General features: G+C 38.8%; 17 protein-coding genes. 8 read left to right on the top strand and 9 right to left on the bottom strand.

Annotated features, from left to right (window positions below; genetic code table 11):
• The first annotated feature begins 44 nt into the window (after window positions 1–44).
• Window positions 45–689: a hypothetical protein gene (locus ATE92_RS11345; protein WP_100803828.1), complete on the top strand. Its 645-nt coding sequence runs from the start codon at window positions 45–47 to the stop codon at window positions 687–689.
• 43 nt (window positions 690–732) lie between these two features.
• On the opposite strand, the gene ATE92_RS11350 is transcribed toward ATE92_RS11345, so the two are convergent.
• Together ATE92_RS11350 and ATE92_RS11355 are read right to left on the bottom strand one after the other, a co-directional pair.
• Complete coding sequence (locus ATE92_RS11350) at window positions 733–1,344, bottom strand: hypothetical protein (protein WP_157809625.1); 612 nt, start codon at window positions 1,342–1,344, stop codon at window positions 733–735.
• 85 nt (window positions 1,345–1,429) lie between these two features.
• On the bottom strand, window positions 1,430–2,014 hold the full coding sequence (locus ATE92_RS11355) for a pseudouridine synthase (protein ID WP_100803830.1): 585 nt from the start codon (window positions 2,012–2,014) through the stop codon (window positions 1,430–1,432).
• A gap of 120 nt (window positions 2,015–2,134) precedes the next feature.
• Between ATE92_RS11355 and ATE92_RS11360 the strand changes: the two genes are divergently transcribed.
• Window positions 2,135–2,386: a DUF1456 family protein gene (locus ATE92_RS11360; protein ID WP_100803831.1), complete on the top strand. Its 252-nt coding sequence runs from the start codon at window positions 2,135–2,137 to the stop codon at window positions 2,384–2,386.
• A 70-nt stretch (window positions 2,387–2,456) separates the two neighbouring features.
• Here the strand turns inward: ATE92_RS11360 and ATE92_RS14055 are convergent, their stop codons facing one another.
• The 5 genes from ATE92_RS14055 to ATE92_RS11380 form a co-directional block, all read right to left on the bottom strand.
• Entirely contained in the window at window positions 2,457–2,594 is a 138-nt protein-coding gene (locus tag ATE92_RS14055; RefSeq protein ID WP_157809626.1) for a hypothetical protein, read from the bottom strand.
• A gap of 445 nt (window positions 2,595–3,039) precedes the next feature.
• Window positions 3,040–3,696, bottom strand: coding sequence for a hypothetical protein (locus ATE92_RS11365; RefSeq protein WP_100803832.1), 657 nt, complete (start codon window positions 3,694–3,696; stop codon window positions 3,040–3,042).
• Window positions 3,697–3,725: 29 nt separating this feature from the next.
• Window positions 3,726–4,352 (bottom strand): hypothetical protein, encoded by a 627-nt coding sequence (locus ATE92_RS11370; protein ID WP_100803833.1) that lies wholly within the window; start codon window positions 4,350–4,352, stop codon window positions 3,726–3,728.
• A 10-nt stretch (window positions 4,353–4,362) separates the two neighbouring features.
• The gene (locus ATE92_RS11375) at window positions 4,363–4,995 is read right to left on the bottom strand and encodes a hypothetical protein (protein WP_100803834.1); all 633 of its coding nucleotides are present in this window, start codon (window positions 4,993–4,995) and stop codon (window positions 4,363–4,365) included.
• Between the two features lie 322 nt (window positions 4,996–5,317).
• On the bottom strand, window positions 5,318–6,616 hold the full coding sequence (locus ATE92_RS11380) for a dipeptidase (protein ID WP_100803835.1): 1,299 nt from the start codon (window positions 6,614–6,616) through the stop codon (window positions 5,318–5,320).
• A 165-nt stretch (window positions 6,617–6,781) separates the two neighbouring features.
• Between ATE92_RS11380 and ATE92_RS11385 the strand changes: the two genes are divergently transcribed.
• On the top strand, window positions 6,782–7,396 hold the full coding sequence (locus ATE92_RS11385; protein WP_100803836.1) for a YqaA family protein: 615 nt from the start codon (window positions 6,782–6,784) through the stop codon (window positions 7,394–7,396).
• A gap of 1 nt (window position 7,397) precedes the next feature.
• Here the strand turns inward: ATE92_RS11385 and ATE92_RS11390 are convergent, their stop codons facing one another.
• The gene (locus tag ATE92_RS11390; RefSeq protein WP_100803837.1) at window positions 7,398–7,958 is read right to left on the bottom strand and encodes a biopolymer transporter ExbD; all 561 of its coding nucleotides are present in this window, start codon (window positions 7,956–7,958) and stop codon (window positions 7,398–7,400) included.
• A 219-nt stretch (window positions 7,959–8,177) separates the two neighbouring features.
• On the opposite strand from ATE92_RS11390, the gene ATE92_RS11395 reads away from it, so the two are divergent.
• The 3 genes from ATE92_RS11395 (at window position 8,178) to ATE92_RS11405 (ending at window position 12,734) form a co-directional block, all read left to right on the top strand.
• Window positions 8,178–9,893 (top strand): T9SS type A sorting domain-containing protein, encoded by a 1,716-nt coding sequence (locus tag ATE92_RS11395; RefSeq protein WP_100803838.1) that lies wholly within the window; start codon window positions 8,178–8,180, stop codon window positions 9,891–9,893.
• Between the two features lie 119 nt (window positions 9,894–10,012).
• Window positions 10,013–12,112, top strand: coding sequence for a translation factor GTPase family protein (locus tag ATE92_RS11400; protein ID WP_100803839.1), 2,100 nt, complete (start codon window positions 10,013–10,015; stop codon window positions 12,110–12,112).
• A gap of 10 nt (window positions 12,113–12,122) precedes the next feature.
• Complete coding sequence (locus ATE92_RS11405; RefSeq protein ID WP_100803840.1) at window positions 12,123–12,734, top strand: Crp/Fnr family transcriptional regulator; 612 nt, start codon at window positions 12,123–12,125, stop codon at window positions 12,732–12,734.
• An 89-nt stretch (window positions 12,735–12,823) separates the two neighbouring features.
• On the opposite strand, the gene ATE92_RS11410 is transcribed toward ATE92_RS11405, so the two are convergent.
• Window positions 12,824–13,702: a pirin family protein gene (locus ATE92_RS11410; protein WP_100803841.1), complete on the bottom strand. Its 879-nt coding sequence runs from the start codon at window positions 13,700–13,702 to the stop codon at window positions 12,824–12,826.
• A 341-nt stretch (window positions 13,703–14,043) separates the two neighbouring features.
• Here ATE92_RS11410 and ATE92_RS11415 point away from each other — a divergent pair, with 341 nt between their 5' ends.
• Complete coding sequence (locus tag ATE92_RS11415; RefSeq protein ID WP_100803842.1) at window positions 14,044–14,499, top strand: cold-shock protein; 456 nt, start codon at window positions 14,044–14,046, stop codon at window positions 14,497–14,499.
• 18 nt (window positions 14,500–14,517) lie between these two features.
• Entirely contained in the window at window positions 14,518–15,870 is a 1,353-nt protein-coding gene (locus tag ATE92_RS11420) for a DEAD/DEAH box helicase (RefSeq protein ID WP_100803843.1), read from the top strand.
• Window positions 15,871–15,879: the final 9 nt, after the last annotated feature.

The following is a 15,879-nucleotide window of genomic DNA, read 5'->3' on the forward strand; positions in this document are numbered from 1 at the left end:
TTTGGTGCAATTGTTGCTATGTAAAGATTTAAAACTTTGAAAAAATGAAAATTTTGTTGTTGCTTGTAATGCTGTGTTTCACAAACATGGCTTTGTTTGCTCAATTTGAAAACTCCACCGAAGGAGTGCGATTTGATGCTACCGAAACAAATTTGGAAAATCCTACAGGTCTTGAGCTTCCCGCTATTAAAAAACCCAGTCTCAGCAACCCCAATACCAATAGTCCCAATTCCGATTTAGGAGACGACAAGAAGGAACCCTTAGATATTACTAAAGGCGATGGGTTGTTGGATTACAATTCGGGAAAGGCGCCAAAGTATTTTACGCAAGATAAAGCCCTGAGTGAAATTGAAGGAGGGGATCAGTATTTAGGCGATTTTAAAACTACGTCGGGGTTTGTGAGTGTTCAGTATCGAGATCATGAATATGTAGATGGAGATGTGATACGCGTATTTGTCAACGATGATGTGGTACAATCGAGTATATATTTAAACGGAGTATTTCAGGGTTTTAAACTCTCTTTGGTGAGCGGATTCAATAAAATAGACTTCCAGGCACTAAATCAGGGGTCATCCGGACCCAATACAGCCGAACTTCATGTGTATGACGATACGGGAAAATTGGTGTCAGCCTATAAATGGAATTTACTTACAGGGGATAAGGCCACAGTGATAGTGGTAAAAGAATAGCCAGCTGCAAATTGAAAGTAGATATATTCTAAAATTCTAACAATTAATCTTCCTTTCGGAGCGCTTCCAACAATGCCTCATAGTCTTCAATTTCGGTATACAACTTCCCGGACAAACTAATTACAGGATTGCGTACCGAGTCTAATGGAGTTCTAGTATTGGCCAGGGCCATGGCAATTTGACTCTTTATCTCGGGTTTTTCTGAAAGGATATGCGAATTGAATATATACTTGCTTTCTGAAAGGCTGCTCATAATTGTATCACAGGTAGTACACGCTTCGGTAAGATAGATAGTTATCTGTTTCTTAGGCTTTATTTTTACCGGTTCGGCCGGCTTGCGAAGGGATCGGCGAGAAAGACTATCATTTAACTGAAGGTCATACGTATAAACTGCACGCTTGCCTCTCTCAACAATAAGGGTGCTGATAAGTACTTTTGAAGCACTTGGTACGTAAAACCATCTCGGCGTTCCTGCACGTTGTTTAAAACCCGTTCCTGAAACGGTTAATAGGATATCGTAATCGGTTTCCGACTCATTCACTGCATACAACGCCAGTCGATTGGGAATTTCTTCATCTACAATTTTCACAGGGGTTTCTTGTGCATATGTCTGACCAACAACAACTAGCAAGAGAAAAATAATTTTTTGAATCATAACAGGGGATTTATAGGGGCTCAATATATGAATTAATACTTTTAATAGAAATGTAATTGCCTTCCTGCAAGAAAATAATACGGTTTCATACACTTTCAAATTCAGAGAGAGGTAGTATATCTCCAGCTTTCATGTCATTCAATTCTATGGTGCCAATTCGCATTCTAACAAGTCGAAGTGTAGGATACCCAACAGCTGCCGTCATTTTTCGTATTTGCCTGAATTTGCCTTCGGTGATGCAAATTGAAATCCAGCAGGTAGGACCATGTCTTTCGTCGCGAAGTTTTTTACTTCTTTCCGGAAAATCGGGAGCGTCAATTTGAGAAACATTACATGGTTTTGTGATATATTTTTTTCCGCTGAAACCAATTTCTACGCCGGTTTCCAATTTTGAAATTGCTTCAGAAGTAATTATACCGTCCAGTTGCGCGAAATATTCCTTTTCAACCCCACTTCGGTTTATGGTATCACTTAATTTACCATCTGTAGTAAGCAATAACAGCCCTTCGCTTTTTTCATCTAAACGACCAACCGACATGATGCCTTCCGGAAAATTGTACAATTCTGAGAGTAATTTCTTTTTATAGGGCTTTACATCGTTGGTGACAAACTGACTCAAATATCCGAAGGGTTTGTGCATTTTAAAATGTTTGTGTACCTGCTGTTCCATAGAATTTGAAGCAATTAGAGAGGCTTCAGCAAAAATAAGGCTTTAAATAGGGAAGAAGTAGTTACACCGTGCAATAAACTATATCTTTGTCCTTTCTTACAATAATTTTACGCCAAAAATATGGGTTTATCAAACAATGATATAATGAAGAAATTACGTGTAGCTCATAAGTTACGCGATGAAGATATCGTAAAAATATGCAGTTTGGTAGATTTTGCAGTTTCCAAAAGTGAGTTGGGAGCAATTTTCAGAAACCCGAATCATCCTAAATACATGGAGTGCGGCGATCAGTTTTTGAGAAATTTCTTAAACGGATTGGTGATTCATCTACGAGGGCCGATGCCTCCGAAAAAAGAAGAATCCAAAAAGTAGTTTGCTTTAGATAAAAAAAAGCCGAAATTAAGTAGTTACCTAATTTCGGCTTTTTCGATTAATTCTATTCTTATAAAACGTCATACTTAATTCGAATTGGCATGGCGTCTTCGTGCATATTATGGACATTCGTGGTAAAGTGTAGCACCTTGCTTCTTTTATCCAACGCCATCTTCCGTATTTTTTGAATATTTCGTAACGTTTTCATGGTTGTATAGATTTTGGGATTGTAAATTCGGTTGCAGATTATCTGTAACGTCTTTTATTGTTCCAGGTATAGGCTTTTGAAGCACTAACTCTTTCGGTAATTTGATTGCTGTCTAAGGTTCTCATGGTTGTAATTGTTTTTTGGTTAAAATTTGTTTTAATAATTATCTAAATCTTCTTTTTGTATTCCAAACGTTAGCTTTAGAAGTATTCATTCTTGCTGTAATTTGATTGCTGTTCAAGGTTCTCATTATTTCTAGTTTTTTGTGGTTTATATCTTATAGACGAGGAAAAGAGAAATCTGTTACAGTACTATGCATAACAAAGTAGTATTTTAACACATTTTTAACCTATTGAGGTATTTTTATTGCTGATTTACAGATTGTAATCAACTAAAAACGGCTCCTAAATTAGGAACCGTTGGCTTCTCATTATATATGTAATCTTTAGAATCCTGTGGGTAGGGGAGCTGTACCCGTGGCGACATCGCCCATATCAACTGAAACTGAGTTAATAGATTTTGTGATAAATCCTTTTCGGTAAATAATTAGATTCAGAAATAAGTCTATTGGTGTATCTATAAAGTAACCCGAAGATCTTGTTCTAAATTTGCCATTGTTTATAAATCCTCTAATAAACCATGTTCCAGTGCCCGGATTTACGTAGGCATAAATTTGATAGCCTTCTATATTGTCTGTATCCACCGAACTTCTTGTCATAATATCGGTATCGCCACTAACGGGCTCCAGAAAATAGTATCCCTGTACCGAGACAATGTAATCATCGGCAGGAATTTTTGTATTGTAATCCCGCAATCCATTAGTAGATGTATTTCTGAATATAAATTGGGCATAATTTATAGGTCCATATTTACTCTGTGAAATATCATAGCGCAAAATTTCGTTGCCTGTTGATTTAATCAGCAATTTCGAATCTCTAATTTGAGTATAATCTCCGGGGTTTTCGAGAAACAAAGAGTTGTCAATTTTTACATCACCAACAACATCCAGTGTTGTTGCTGGGTTAGTTGTATTGATACCGACCTGACCCCAAGCCGATACAGCACATAGCGCGTGCGTTACTAAAAGTAGTTTTAGTTTCATAATTTTATTCTTATGTATATGTTCTTCTATTAATATAAATCGGGGACTGAAGATGCGATACCTGTATTAGAACCGCCAAGATTGGTGTTTATGCTAGGCATATTCCTAAAATAGGATTTATTGTAAACTATTAAGGTAACGTAGTACTCTAAAGAATCTCCGGCATCCAAATCCAGATCTCTGTTTTGAATTTCCAAATGCCAGGTACCACTACTCGCAAAGGTTCGTACTACAAACGTTCCAATAGATTTATTACCTGAAACGGTTGTTTTTTTTACAGCATCACCTGTCTGTCTGAAATTCGCAACACCTACTACATATTTATTCGAGTCGTATTGCAGGTTCACATCGCTTAAATTATCAAGATGAATATTTGTAAAATGATAATCGACCACATTAACGGGGGCTACATTTAATTGGTCTACATCCAGCACCGTAATTTCACCTACCGGATTGGAAGATGTATTTCGGGTGAGTAATTTAAAGCCTTCTTCAGCTCCTGAAACGGTTCCTAAGGATCCCGTTTTAAAGGAGTCTTGCACCAACACGTCACCAACAACTTGTAGGTCGGCCGTGGGTGTTGTTGTTCCTATACCTACCTGAGCTGTAATCAAGTTGATAGAAAGCACAAAAATTAGTAAGGGGAATTTTTTCATAATTGTAGGTTTAATCAATAATGGGGGTTGAGGCACTCCCGGTACTTGCATTGAGCATCGGAATATTTAAAGTGCCGAGTTGTTTCGATAAATCTTTCGAAAATATTAAGGTTGTAATTGTCCAAGTACCAATTTCAGCGGTATTTCTGTTGGCTGCCATCGGAAAATCGGCGATGATATGCCATGTTCCTCCACTTATAAAAGTAGCCGTATACGGCAGACTTGCATTTTCATCGGCGTTGGCAGAGTTACTTAATACAAGCTCAGTATCGTAAGATGCCGAAATTGTTATTAATACAAATTCTGAAGAATCCACCTGAGTATCAAAATCTAGTACCCAGTCTAAATTCGGATTTGTAATTGTATATTCTTGAATGTATCCCAATGCAGCTCCGGTAGGATTACTAACATCAATGGATTTTAAAGATTGGTCAGAATCCTGAACCATGAATGTAGATATATCTGTATCGCTAAGTGGATTTAGTTTGGAAATGTTTAAATCTCCGGAAATTTGCATGTCTCCTGCAACCTCTAAAGTTTTTCTTGCATTGGTAGTGCCAATACCAACTTGAGCAAATAGACTACAGTTGGTAGCTAAGATACACGCAAAAAGCAAAATGCTTTGTAGACAGTAGGTTTTCATAATCACTAAATTTGGGACTACAAAGATAGGGCGCAAATACGTAAGTAGTTGTTAAAGAATATTTTACAATGCGTTGTATAACGAGTAATTATTGCATTTCATCGAAAAGATTGAAAAATGCTCTGAAAAATGTAGGAATTAAAACCTTTCAAGTAGGAAAATAAGTGATGCTAAAATTTGAATTCTGATATGATTTTAGCGCAAAATAGTAGAAGAATAATTAATAATTTTTAACATAATTAAACATCAAAATGGAACGATTAAAATAAGAATACAATAATCATTATTTAAAACGAAAAACAAGAATCTTGTACCTAATTAATTAATTTGCCTGCATCGTTTTTGCAACCGCCTGCACTTCGTCGAGTACCCGAAGCAGATTTCCACTCCAAAGCATTGCTATTTGATCTTCGGTATAACCACGGCGCACTAATTCTAACGTGACATTAAAAGTTTCGGAAGCATCACTCCAGCCTTCAATACCACCTCCACCATCAAAATCACTGCTAATGCCAACATGCTCAATGCCTATCTTTTCAACTAAATAATCGATATGATCTACAAAATCGGAAACATTCACAGCAGGAGGGAGGTCGGTTCTGTTTTTCAACTTTGCATCTCTAACTTTAGACATTTTTATAAAATTATTAAAATAGGCGTCTTTTTCTTCACTGGAAAGGGTTCCCATTTCTTCCCATTCTCTCCAGGTCACTCCCATAGAATCCATTACCTGCTTTCCAATCTCTGTTTCGTATTTAGAGCGAGCCTCATCTTTTTCGGTATTCAGATAGGTTTTAAAAGCTACCGTTTGAACTACACCACCGTTCTTCTTTAACCATTGTAACTGCTCATCGTCCAGATTTCGACTGTGATTGCACAAGGCACGTGCCGAGGAATGTGAAGCGATAATTGGAGCCTTTGTGAGTGCTATCATTTGCTTAATAGCTTCTTTGGAAGGATGTGATATATCTATCATCATCCCAACCCGATTCATTTCGACAATCACTTGCTTGCCCAAATCGCTTAACCCATTATGTAACCAAATATTGTCTGCTTCACCAGTATTGCTATCGCTCAACTGACTATGACCATTGTGTGCCAGCGACATATATCTCGCACCCATATCGTAAAATTTCTGCACATTGCTAATGTCGTTTCCAATAGGATAGCCGTTTTCAATTCCTATCATTGCAATTTTTTTTCCGGACGCATTAATACGCCGAACATCTTCTGAAGTTGTTGCCAATTCAATTTCCTGAGGTGCAATTTCTTCAACAAGTTTGTGAATAGCCTCAAATTTTGAAATAGCATTTGAGTAAGCATGTGCGAAACCGCTTTCAGTCAAAGAATCCTGTCCGGTATAAACAATAAACCAAGCGACATCGAGACCGCCTGCCTTCATTTTTGGAAGATTTACCTGCGAATCCAGATCTTGGGTGTAATTAATTGAATCTGTAAAATTGGCAACGTTGATATCGCAGTGCGTATCCAGTGTGATAACACGTTCGTGAATGTCTTTAGCTTTGGCGATAAGTTGTTCTTCGGTTAGTTCTTTTTTAGGGCTTTCGCAGGATGAGATTATAGTTGTAAGTAATAACAAGATACAGGCGATTTTTTTCATAATTGGATAGGTTGGTAGTGTACTCAAAGATAGCAAATAAAAGATATTCCTAATTAGCTATTCTTTAACGATAATGAATAAATATAACTACTATATTTGCACCTTTCCTAATGAAGAACATACGATTACAAGAAATATTACGTTAGTAGCATACCCCGAAGTATTATGAGCACAGTGCCAAAATCAAAAAAAAGCAACCTTAAACGAATCCACAAGTATTACAGCTTGACCGGATTCTATTCGTTTGTAGGATTGAGTCTCAAAAGAGCGTTACCACCAATTATCGGTTTTGTTGTTCTTGTTTTATTTCTGAATGAATTTGTTATTGACTTCAGTGCTTTTTTTACTGAAGTGACAAACACCTATGCACCGGTTGGTATTTTAACCGTTTTCTTTGCTTCCGAATCGTTACTCGGACTTATTCCACCTGAAATCTTTATCGCGTGGGCCGATAAAACGGCTTCCCCATTAGTATATTTAAGTTTACTAGCCATATTATCGTATATGGGAGGGATTGTTTCTTATTTTATAGGAAAGTTAATACTTCGCATACCTTCGGTTTACAACTATGTAGAAGTTAAGATGGAAAAACATCTTCGAAATGTTCGTAAATGGGGCGGGTTTTTAATTATAGTAGGTGCCTTACTTCCTATACCATTTTCTATGACCAGCATGATGGCAGGTACTATAAATTACAGTTTTAGAAATTATCTATTGTTTGGCTCACTGCGCTTTGTACGTTTCTACCTCTTTGCAATTGCTATTTTTAACCTGGTGTAATTCAATATCGTATTGAGGCTTCCGAAATGTGAAATGGATATGCCTTACGGGCTTGTTCCAATTCCTGTTGAGAAAGTAAATCCATCTCTTTTTTAAATTCCTTTTTCGCATATACTTCCCGTAACTCAAAATACGCTGCAGTAAGTTCATCCTGTACTTGAATAAAATAAGTATATGGCGTATCTCTGTGTGTTGTAAGTGAAATAGCCGCTTTTCTCGGATTATCAGATGAAATTGCCAGTTGTTTCCCAAAACAGTGCGTACAACTTGCATCGCCGTTGTTATCGACAAAATCTTTTACTAGCATGCGTAATTGAGTAAGTTCTGTTAGCTCGTTGTTTATCAACAATTCACCTTCCGGATTGATTGTAATTCGAAACACATTACGCTCGTTAAAAGTATCTTCACACACTTCTCCGGGAGAACATGGAGGCGGAAGGCTTCGGGCAATTCCTTTGTCATTTGGAATAGTAGTGGTAACCAGGAAAAAAATTAGTAATAAAAAGGCAATATCTGCCATACTACCTGCATTTACTTCGGGAGATTTCATAAGGTGTCTCATAGTTACGAACTTTAAGTGTTAGTAATATGTAATTCAAAAAAGATGCCAGAGCAAATTATTCGGCCAATTTGTTCCGTACCACTCTCAAAAACAACTCAATATGTAAAGCCCGATAAACCTTTCCCGCTAATATGGATCATTCTCAAAAGCTTCAGTCTTAATATTATATAACTTATTGTACATTTAAACTTCAGGGGTACATTTCAAAAACTTATTGCCATGAATAAATGCTACACTTCTTCCATAAAATCCATTAGAAATGCTTTTCTATTAGGCTTTTTAGTATGCTCAGCGACAGCTTTTTCTCAGACTACAAATTTCAACACTTTAAACGAAATGCACAATGAAGTTCCCGACGACCCTTACATTGAAGTAAATAAAGCAGCAATGGAACGTAGTCCTTCCTATGAAGCGGCCGGACCTAATTATTTTACAAAGCAGGTGAATGTCGATTCTAATGGAAACAATATAGTTGGTGATGCGGGCAATGAGCCTTCCATTGCCGTGGATCCTACAAACCCTGATAGAATGGTAATTGGTTGGCGTCAGTTTGATGATGTTTCGAGTAACTTCAGACAGGCAGGAAACGCCTATTCTTTAAATGGGGGCTATAATTGGGTGAACCCCGATGTGCTAACCCCGGGAAATTTCCGGTCGGATCCTGTTTTAGATTTCGATTCTGAAGGTAATTTATACTACAACAGCCTTACCACGGGTTTTGTATGTCAGGTATTTACCATATCTGATGGAGGCCAGGATTGGGGTGCTCCCGTTGCTGCTTTTGGTGGTGATAAACAATGGATGCGTATCGACAGATCGGGTGGAGTAGGTGATGGCAATAATTATTCGTACTGGAATTCGTCTTTCAGCACATGTGCGCCTAATAATTTTACAAGGTCTGTCGACGGTTCTCAAAACTTCGAAAGTTGCGTGTTGGTGGACGGAAATCCCAGATGGGGAACACTGGCCGTCGATGCAAGTGGAAATTTATATACCGTGGGTCAAAATAATGCCGGATTAATCGTTACCAAATCTACTACTGCCCAAAATCCTGCCAATCCTGTTGTATTCGATTTCTTTAATACAGTCGATCTGGACGGCGAACTGGATGCGGGCATACCTATAAATCCACAGGGATTATTAGGGCAGGCTTGGATTGACGTTGATATTTCGGGAGGTATCGGGCATGGCAATGTTTATGTGTGTGCTTCGGTCAACCGAATTTCAAATGGGGATGCGGCAGATGTTATGTTTGCGAAAAGTATTGATGGCGGAATTACTTTTGCGCCTCCCATTCGAATTAATGACGATGCGAGTGAATCTAATTACCAATGGTTTGGAACCATGGCAGTTGCTCCAAACGGGCGCATTGATGTGGTTTGGTTAGATACCAGAAATGCTCCCAATTTGCTGGAATCTGTATTGTATTATTCTTTTTCTGAAGATCAGGGGGATAGCTGGTCTGAAAACAAGTTGATCTCTGAATCTTTCGACCCTACCATTGGGTATCCCAATCAGAATAAGATGGGGGACTATTTCGATATGGTTTCGGACAACGATTATGCTCATGTAGCCTGGGCGAATACCCTGAATGGGGGTCAGGATGTATATTATACACGTATTTCCCCTTACGGATTGTTGGGAGTTGAAGATTATTCTGAAGCGAATCCTTTTCAACTTGTACTTTTCCCGAATCCGGTTTCCGATACAACAACACTTCTATTCGACATTTCTTCAGAAGAACATATCACAGTAACAGTATTCGATCTTTTAGGGAGAAAAATAAATGTGCTGTTGGACGAAACAGTTTTTGGAAAGCAGAGCTTATCTTGGGAAGGTGTCAATGCGGAAAGGGCGAAACTTACTTCAGGATTGTATTTTATTTCTATTCAATCCAAAACTAACCGTCAAACTATAAAAGTTTTATTGGAGTAATTTCATATATTTAGTAGTCCAAAACCTCATGTTATAAAGTTACGTCGTAATAGATAGCTGAAATTCTTCTTGTTTTTGGCGAATTACGTCCCTCTTTTATAACTCTAAAAGTGATACGTATGAAAATATATGACGACAAACACATTAAAAATGTAGTCTTCGTAGGCGCTCATAATAGCGGGAAGACAACGCTGGCCGAAACTATGTTATTTGAAGCAGGACTCCTTAACAGGCGCGGTACGGTAGAAGCTAAAAATACCGTTTCAGACTATCACGAGATTGAACACGAACGAGGAAATTCTATATTTGCCACCCCCTTGCACACCGAATGGCGCAACTACAAAATTAATATTATCGATACCCCGGGATTGGACGATTTCATTGGTGAAATTATTTCTTCTATCAGAGTGGCCGATACCATCGTAACCGTGTTAAATGGACAGCACGGAGTGGAGGTAGGGACCGAAATTATTTGGAGTTACATCGATAAGTTTCAACGCCCAACACTTTTTGTTGTCAATCAAATTGATCATCCCAACGCCAAATTTGACGAAAGCTTCAAGAGCATCAAATCATTGGTTGGAAACAATGCCATACAAATACAGTATCCTTATAAAATGGACGGGGCACAGTGTATTATCGATGTGTTGAAAATGAAACTCTACAAATTTTCTCCGGAAGGAGGAAAACCCGAAAAGCATGAAATTCCTGCAGATCAGTTGGACATCGCAAACGAACTCCACAACGAATTAATCGAAAAAGCTGCCGAAAACGACGAAGCATTGATGGAGTTGTTCTTTGACAAAGGCACATTAAACGAAGATGAGATGCGGGAAGGTATCAAAGCCGGGATGTTAAATCATGAGCTGTTTCCTGTTTTTTGCATGTCGGCACTAAACGATATGGGTTCCGGACGTCTCATGGGCTTTATAGACAATGTGGCTCCGGCTGCAGCCGATTTAAAAGCAGAGCAAAGTGTGGAGGGAGCCGATATTCCCGCAGAAAAAGAAGCCAAAACGGCTCTTTTTGTGTTTAAGACCGTATACCAACCCAATTTAGGGCAGATAACCTTTTTTAAGGTGAAATCGGGCGAAGTAAAACTGAACGATAAATTGATCAATGCCAGAAATGATGAGCAGGAAATTATCAATCAGCTTTTTATCATGGACGGAAAAGAAAGAAAATCGGTTACCAAGCTAACGGTAGGTGATATTGGCGCGACTCTAAAGCTAAAATATACCGAGACCAACGATACCCTCACAGCTCCGGGAAATAATATGACCATCCAGCCCATTCAGTATCCCGAACCTAGAATTAGAAAAGCTGTCTTTGCAGAAAACACCAAAGACGAGGAAAAATTGAGTGATGCACTGCGCAAAATTCACAGTCAGGATCCCACAGTAATCGTGTCCTTTTCGAAAGAAGCCAGACAAATTATCCTGTCTTGCCAAGGAGAATTACATTTGGCGACTATAGATTGGACGCTCCGGAATCTTTATGGAGTTGAGGCCCGATTTGAAAAACCCAAAATCTCCTTTCGGGAAACAATACAACGTTCTTCCAACGCCAATTACCGTCACAAAAAGCAATCCGGTGGCTCGGGGCAATTTGCCGAAGTTCATTTAAAGATAGAACCCTGGATGGAAGGAATGGAAGAGCCGCAAGGCTTTAATATTAGAGGAAAAGATGAAATTAACCTCACATGGGGAGGCAAGCTAATTTTTTACAATTGTATCGTTGGCGGGGTGATCGATCAACGCTATTTGCCTTCGGTAATGAAAGGTGTGTTGGAAGTTATGGAGGAAGGTCCGTTGACGGGCTCTTACATTCGTGATGTGCGGGTGATGGTGTACGATGGGAAAATGCACTCTGTAGACTCTAACGACATTTCCTTTAAAATAGCCGGTGCCCATGCGTTTAAGGAGGCATTTTTAAATGCCAATCCGAAATTGTTGGAGCCAACAATGGAACTAACTGTAAAGGTTCCTGAAGAAATGGTGGGGAATGTTATGACCGATTTACAGTCGCGTCGCTCGATGATACAGGGTATTGATAACAATAATAACTATCAAATTTTAAAGTGTATTACTCCGGAAGCAGAATTGTATAACTATTCCACCGATTTACGATCACTAACACAGGGAAGGGCCACTTTCAGGTCTACATTTTCGTCCTACCAACCTGTTCCTGCGAATGTTCAGAAGGAATTGGTAAAGTAAACTGAAAGCTATGGAGACAGAGACAATGCTTTTTAAAAATTTCAGAAAATATCTGAAGGAAAAAGCAGCTGTTGAAGATGCTGTTTTTGCACGATTGCAGGCGTATCTTCGAGCTGAATCCTTCTCAAAAGGCAGTGTTTTACTGAAGCGGGGGGATATTTGCAGAGATTCCATTTTTGTTGAAAAGGGACTGCTTCGAATGTATACGCTGGATGAGGCAGGCAAGGAACATATTATTCAGTTTGCCCCCGAAAATTGGTTTACCGGAGATCGCGGCAGTATTTATTTTAATGACCCTTCCTATTTTATAATTGAAGCGATTGAAGATTCGGAAGTGCTTTTTGTCAACGATGATTTTATAAACAATGCATCGGAGTTGAGTCCTTCGTATCGCAAATACAACAACAAACTACTGCACAATCACATTAGACAGCTTCAGAAGCGCATTAACCTCTTACTGGGTGCTTCGGCAGAAAAAAGGTATCTGAATTTTGTAAAACTGTATCCCGATCTTCTGTTACGGGTACCGCAATGGATGATTGCCTCCTATTTGGGAATTACCCCCGAAAGTTTAAGTAGAGTACGTAAGGAGTTGGCTCATAAGAATTTTAAGCCCTATTAAATTTTGTAACAATGTTTGAAAAGAAAACCCGACTTCCTGAAAAATTGTAGCCTTTCAGAAAATCGGGTTGTAATTAATCATTGGCGTTTTTAGTCTTCTAAATACCCGAATTTACCCATATTAAAGTCGTTAATGGCTTGCACCAACTCTTCGCGGGTATTCATTACAAAGGGTCCCTGTGCTGCTATGGGCTCATTGATAGGAGCTCCACTAAGCACTAAGAATACTGCATCTTCAGAAGCCTCCACAGTAAATGTTTCCCCTTCGTTTTCAAACAAAATAAAATGATCTGTTGGGACTGTTTCGGCCGCATTTACAATAACACTGCCTTCAATTACCAACAATCCGGTATTGTATTCGGCAGGAAAAGAAAAATCTGTTTTTCCGCCTTTTTTAAGTCGGCCATTGAGCATATTCACCGGTGTAAAAGTATCAGCAATGCCTTGTATTCCCTTATATTCTCCTGCGATGACTTCCACAAACCCTAATTTATCTGACAGCTGATATGTCTTGATATCGGCATTTTTAATACCCTGATATTTTGGAGTGGACATCTTATCCTTTGCAGGTAAATTAATCCACAATTGTACCATTTGGAAATCGCCGCCTTCTTTACTGAATTGCTCTTCATGGTATTCCTTGTGCAAAACTCCCGAAGCTGCTGTCATCCACTGTACGTCTCCTTCACCAATAACGCCGCCACCACCACTGCTGTCGTGATGAGCAACCTTGCCCTTATAGGCAATTGTTACTGTTTCAAAACCGCGGTGAGGATGCACCCCAACGCCACGAGGAGTATCGGTAGGAGGAAAGTAAAACTTCGAGTTGTAGTCTAACATGATAAACGGACTCATACGTTCCATGTCCATACGGAATCCGCTTGGAATAAAATTATGTACTCTAAATCCGTCACCAACAAAATGTGGAGGTCTGGGAGCCGCAACAAGCTCTATATTTTTTGTATTCATATTAGTAAATTTTTATTGTGAAACATTAAAGTTCCTTTATGAAAGGAATCTAATCAATATATACGACTTCATTATTGACTTAAACAAAAGTAAAAGGTTCTTTCTATCTATTCATTGATGTATGATAAGAAACGACTCTATCTACGATTTGTTAATAAATATGAAAAAGTGCTCGGCAAATGGTATCTTTGCAGAAGTCTTTAGGAAAGAGCGAAGTAAATCACTCCCTTCTCTCTGAATATTACTGAATAGGATTTTTCCCTTAGTTGTATTCAAGCATTCGTTTAACAGATGAATCTTTTCTTTAATTACAATAACGTAAACATCTATAAAACAATCGAATGGCAAAATCACAACAGACTTATAACAAAAAAGAAAAAGAAAAGCAGAAGTTAAAAAAAAGAGAAGATAAGCAGAAAAAGAAAGAAGCGAGAAAAGCCGAAGCCAAAGAAAAAGGGCCGGGAAGCGAATTTGCTTATGTAGATCATTTCGGAAATTTAACCGACACACCTCCGGATCCATCCAAGAAAATAAAGGTGGACGTAGAGAGTATTGAAATAAGTATTCCTAAAATGGCCGAAGGCGATCGAGAAGTATTTGATCCCGTTCGTCAAGGGAAAGTCTCTTTTTTCGATACCTCCAAAGGATTTGGGTTTATCATCGACTCTGTGAATCAGGAAAAATATTTCACCCACGTAAGCGGGCTTATCGATGAAATCGCAGAAAATGACAACGTTTCTTTCGAACTTGAAAAGGGACAAAGAGGAATGAACGCCGTTAAAGTGAAAAAGGTGTAACCCGCAGAACAGCAAACCATGCAGTCTTTCGACGATTTTAAAATTTCAAAGCAACTTCAATACGCTATAACCGATTTAGGCTTTGAAAAGCCAACTCCTATTCAGTCTGAGGCCTTTTCAATAATTGTTTCGGGCAAGGATGTAGTAGGAATTGCACAAACGGGTACAGGAAAGACATTTGCCTATATGTTGCCCATCCTGCAGATGCTTCCGTTTGCAAAACAAATTCAGCCTAGAGTATTAGTTTTGGTACCCACCCGAGAATTGGTAGTGCAGGTGGTGGAAGAAATTGAAAAATTCGGAAAATATTCCGATATCAAAGTTCTTGGAGTCTATGGTGGCACCAACATAAACAGACAAAAGGAAGCCCTGGCATTGGGAGCAGACATTGTTGTGGCAACTCCCGGAAGATTATACGACCTGGTGCTTTGCAGAGCCTTGCAACTTAAGGCAATCAAAAAATTGGTCATCGATGAAGTAGACGTTATGCTGGACCTGGGATTCAGGTTTCAACTCACCAATATTTTTGAACTTTTACCGGAAAGAAGACAAAACATCATGTTTTCGGCTACCATGACCGAAGAAATTGAAACCCTTATCAACGATTTTTTTATAGGCACACATAAAATTGCTGTTGCCGTAAGTGGGACCCCGCTTGAAAACATAGCCCAAAGCAGTTATGCCGTCCCAAATTTTTATACCAAGGCAAATCTGTTGGTTAATTTGCTTCAGGATGCCACAACTTTCAACAAGGTACTTGTTTTTGTTTCGAATAAGAAGAGTGCCGATTTGTTATTCAACGTGCTCAATGAGCATTTTAATGACGAACTATGTGTAATCCATTCCAACAAAACTCAGAATTACCGTTTGCGATCCATAAAACAATTCGACGAGGGTAAGAACCGAATTCTGGTTACTACCGACGTTATGGCGCGTGGTTTGGACCTTGATGAAATTTCACATGTTGTCAATTTTGACACCCCGGCCTTCCCCGAAAATTATATGCATCGTATTGGAAGAACCGGAAGAGCAGAGAAGGAGGGTACTTCTTTGTTATTTTATACCGAAAAGGAAACAAAACATAAGGAAGCCATCGAAGCGTTGATGGATATGAAAATTCCCGAAAAGGATGTGCCTTCCGAAGTAAAAATATCGAAACAATTAGCGCCCGAAGAGCAGCCGCAACTTACAGAACCCAATAATCCGCATAAACCATCCGGCGATTATGTTCCGGGAGCAGGTTTTCATGAAAAGAAGGAGAAAAATGCCAAGGAAAATCAGGGTGGTTCCTATAAAAGGATTATCAAGAAAAAATACAAAAAGCCCAAAACAAAAGGAGATAAGAACTATAACAAACGCAATAAAAAATAGTTCTCACGT

Origin of the sequence: Ulvibacter sp. MAR_2010_11 (genome assembly GCF_002813135.1) — a bacterium.
Lineage (GTDB): Bacteria > Bacteroidota > Bacteroidia > Flavobacteriales > Flavobacteriaceae > Altibacter.